This is a genomic window from Methanobrevibacter sp., assembly GCF_030539555.1.
In the GTDB taxonomy this organism is placed as follows: domain Archaea; phylum Methanobacteriota; class Methanobacteria; order Methanobacteriales; family Methanobacteriaceae; genus Methanocatella.
Genome location: NZ_JAUNXX010000120.1, coordinates 1 through 2,789, shown reverse-complemented (window position 1 = coordinate 2,789; position 2,789 = coordinate 1). Strand labels below are relative to the sequence as shown.

At 31.0% G+C, this 2,789-nt stretch carries 1 protein-coding gene; it reads left to right on the top strand.

Going from position 1 to position 2,789, the window contains the following annotated elements:
• Positions 1-161 precede the first annotated feature (161 nt).
• Positions 162-2,789: Ig-like domain repeat protein (locus Q4Q55_RS10235; protein WP_303372701.1), on the top strand; the 2,628-nt coding region annotated here is incomplete at its 3' end.

Below are 2,789 nucleotides of genomic sequence, written 5' to 3'. Positions count from 1 at the left end.
TTACCTACTCATTATGAATTGCTATATATTTAGTATAATCATATTTTACTATAAAATTTTCGTAATGAGAACCAAGAGGTGGAAAAATTTCGATTAAAAATAGGACATTAATTATATCACTGGCATTAACATTTTTCCTTTTAATGGGTGCTGTTAGTGCAATGGATACAACTAATGTTTCAGTTAAAGAATATTCAAATTTAGATGATAGTGTTGACACAGTATCATTACAAAATAAATTAGAAATTTCTAACGAGGTTTCTATCTCAGAAACTAATATAGTTAATTCTCATGATGATAATTTGAAAGGTTATCCTTCTAGCGTTGTTTTATCAAGTACAAACAATTCAAGTTATGAGGATGATGACGGAAAATTACAAACTCCTGTTACAGATGATGAGGAAGATGGGGATGTTTTGGCCGTTTCAAATGAAAGTAGCGCTGTTTCTACCAGTTCCAGTTCATCTGATGTTTTATCAGCAAGCAAGACTTCAACTAAGTTATCCATAGCGGATACTAGTTACAGTAAACTTGGCACTGTATTCAAGGTTACTTTGAAAGACAAATCCGGCAAAGCCATTGTTGGTCAAAAAATTGCTTTGAAAGTAAATGGAAAAATATATTCTGCATTATCTAACAGATACGGTACTGCAACAATTAAGACCCCTGCTCTAAAAGTGGGTAAATACAGTGTTATGGCAGCTTATTCTGGTAATTCCAAATATTCCAAATCTTCTATTTCAAAGACCGTCAAGGTCTTTCATTCTGTAAGTGGGAATGATATAACTAAATATTACGGATACTATTCTTTATATAATGCAAAATTCTTAAGGGATGGTGCAGCTTTAGCAAATACTGCTGTTTCTTTCACTGTTGATGGAAAATCCTATAAAAGAACTACTGATGCAAAGGGAATTGCAAGATTAAACATATATCTGAAAGTTGGCAGTCATGTAATCTCATCAATTAATCCATATTCAAAGGAAAAATTGTCCAATAAAATTTTGGTTAAAAAAGATGGCTCTAAAATTTCTCACAGTCCATCAACTACTTACATAGCTACTAAAACTAAATATGTATTTTATGTTTCCCTAAAATCCAAACACAATAAGGAGATTAAAGATGGAACTGTATACTTCAAGTATAACAATAAAACAGTAACCTCTGTGACTGACAAGAATGGGAAAGCTAGCATTGTTATTCCTGCTCTTTCAAAAGGTACTTACAATATTGATTATTCATTTGAAGGATCCAGTAATTTTTATGCATCTTCAGGATCTGCTAAGCTAATAGTTAACGATCCAATTTATACATTCAAATCTTCAAAGTTATCAATGGGTTATAAAGATGGATCAAGATTCATTGTTAAATTACTATACTCAGATGTGAATAATGTGGCAGTCAATAAGGATGTTAGATTTATTGTTGATGGAAAAATTTATAAAACAAAAACTAACTCAAAAGGTTGTGCAGGATTCTCAGTAGGTAATCTAAAACCTGGCAAATATACTGTTAAATTTATTCATTCAAGTGCCGGTTCCAAATATTTTGCATATGATACTAATACAATCAGTATTTCCAATAATAAAGTTTATGTGTCTGCAAAAAATATAAGCATCAAATATAAAGATGGGTCTGCATTCAGGGTAATTGTGAAAGACAAATCCGGTAATGCCGTTAAAAATGTAGGGGTTAAGTTTACAATCAATGGTAAATCCTATACATATAATACTAACTCCAAGGGCTTTGCTTCAATACCTCTTTATCTTAATGTAGGTTCATATACTATTAAATCAGTTGTTAGTGATGATTACTATAAATCCAGTTCTATATCCAATAAAGTGTTTGTAAATGGAATTAAATTTGTATATACCAACCCAACTTATGTTTCTATTGGTAAAACTGCTTCTTTTGCAGTTAAAGCAGTAGACGGTAACAGTAATCCTATTAAAAATACCAAAATCACTTTTGTTTTGGATGGTAAAAAGACCTATTCAACTAAAACTACTTCAACTGGTTATGCTAAAGTTAATTTAGGTGTTTTGGCTAAGGGAGCCCACACAATCAAATTCACACTTAAATCAACTTCTGGTGCATCAAAGATTATTGTTGACAATAAAGTTACTTTAAGCCAACTTATTACAACATCCAAATATGTGAAAAACTATGTGGAAAATAATGAAAAATTACCTAATTATGTAAAAATTGGTGGTACAACATATTCTACTGCAGATTATTTATATTTGGCATCTAAAGCTATCATAAACTTAAAATCCGGCAGTAAAGCAGATATTGCAATAAATCATATTGCAAATCCACTCAAACCTGGTGCTGCAAGTTATGCCGGTAATTTATATGATTATCTTTCTGTTGCAAAAAGTGTGGTAAAAACTGCAGATTCAGCTGGTAGAATGCTGAATTCTGTAAGTTCAAAAGTAGGAACCATTGGATATAAAGGTTTAGTTTATGCATTTGCTCGTGTTGTAGCATTCTATGGTAATCAAAATACTATGCCTAATTATGTTACCATTAAAGCTTTATCCGAATCAACAACTAGTAATCTAAACTCTAAAAATACAGTTACCAATTTAGCATCATATCTTGCTGCTTCAACAAATTGTCAAGTTAATAATGCTAAAATTAAGCAGTTAGTTACTAAATTGACCAGCGGATTGACTTCAGAAAAAGCAAAAGCAAAAGCTATCTTTAATTATGTAAGAGATACAATTTCTTACAGTTTCTATTATGATACTAAATATGGTGCTGTGGGTACTTTAGATGCTAAAACT